The sequence below is a fragment of the Cryobacterium melibiosiphilum genome (genome assembly GCF_003602235.1).
GTDB classification, from domain to species: Bacteria; Actinomycetota; Actinomycetes; order Actinomycetales; family Microbacteriaceae; genus Cryobacterium; species Cryobacterium melibiosiphilum.
Window position 1 is genome coordinate 1 of the sequence record NZ_QZVS01000004.1, and the last position, 1,551, is coordinate 1,551.

Annotated in this window: 1 protein-coding gene; it reads right to left on the reverse strand. The window is 75.3% G+C overall.

Going from position 1 to position 1,551, the window contains the following annotated elements:
* Positions 1-125 precede the first annotated feature (125 nt).
* Positions 126-1,551: sensor histidine kinase (locus D6T64_RS22350; protein ID WP_158594736.1), on the reverse strand; the 1,426-nt coding region annotated here is incomplete at its 5' end.

Below are 1,551 nucleotides of genomic sequence, written 5' to 3' on the forward strand. Positions count from 1 at the left end.
CGCGGCGAAGGGGGCGGCGAAGGGGGCGGGCGCGGCGGCAGGGGCGGGCGAGGCGGGCGCGGCGGAAAGGACGGGCGCGGCGGGGATCTGCGCGGTACTCGCTGCGCGGTACCCGCTGCCGGTACTCACTGCACCGTGCCGTCGGGAGCGATGAGCAGCATCCGCTGTTCGGCGGCGTCGATGACGATCGTGGCGAGGTCGCTCCGTCCGGCGGGCAGCACCCGCGCGGTGAAACTGCCCTGCGCGGTGGCATCGAGCTCGGCGGCCACGATCTCGGCGAGGGCGGCGAGGCATCCGGTCGCGTCCGGACACGGTCCGCTGCCGGGCGCGTCGCCGTAATCGTCGAGCAGCGACACCTCGACCCCGCGTTGCCGCGCCGCGCGCACCGCCCCGATCACGGGCTCGACGAAGAGGCGGCGGGCGCGAATCGCATCCCGCATGGTGGCTTCGGCCAGCAGGCAGTCGGTGCGTTCGGCATCCGTCAAGCGGATGCCGCGGGCGATGCGCTCGAGGGCCGGGCGGGCGAGGGTGTTCACCCGGTTCAGCTGCAGCGCGCGCTCGTGCACCGCCGCCCCGAGGGTCGCTTCGGCGGCGGCCCGCGCCGCGAGCTTCGCGGCCAGGTCGGCCAGGGTTCCGGCCATGCGCCCGAGCCCGAAGACGAGCAGGGTTCCGGCGACGAGGATTCCGGCGTGGTGCACCATCGTCGCCACGGCCAGGGCCGGGTCGAGCGCGTGCAGGTGCGCCCAGGTGATCGTCGCCGCGGCGAGGGCGAGATAGCCGCCCCAGGCCGTGAACGACCGGCCGCGCGCCGCGAGGATCAGCACAATCACGCTCACAGCAGCGATGTGCCAGAAAGCGGATGCCGTGAACACCCGCGCGTCGGTGCGCACGAACATGATGAGGGTGGTGACCGCGCAGAGCACGAGGATGCCCAGGGTGCGCCCGAGCGGAATCGGCTGCGCGGCGGGCCATACGACGGCCGCCGCCGCGACCACAATCAGGGCGAAGGACACGAGCTCGAGCGGCAGGCTGCGCGAGGTGCCGAGGGTTGTGAGCGTGAAGAGCCCGTGGAGGGTGAGGAAAAGCGCGAGGATCAGCGCGGTCGAGCGGCGGGAGAGGCCGAGGAGGCCGGTCGGCGGGGGTGCGGGAGAGGGGGCAGCCGGGCTCGCGGCCGAACTCGTGGGCGCGGTCGGGCTCGGGGCCGGGCTCGCGGGCGTCACGGCGGGCGCGGGCGGCCTGGTGGTGAGCGATTCGGACACCGCAGCCTCCGTGGCGGGGGCGGCGGGGGCATCCGTTTCGATGGGGCCGGTGGGAGCCCACGCGACGGCGATGACCGTGCCGGCACCGGGGCTGCTGTGCACGGTTGCGAGGCCGCCGGGCAGGCGGTCGAGCCGGCCGATGATGCTCTGGGCGATGCCGGCGCGGTCGCGGGCGATTGCGCGGGGGTCGAAGCCGACGCCGTCGTCGCGCACCACGACCTCGATGCCGTCGGCGGCGGGGCGCACGATCACGCTGCGCCGCACCGCGCGTTGCCGCCCGGTGCCGGCCGAC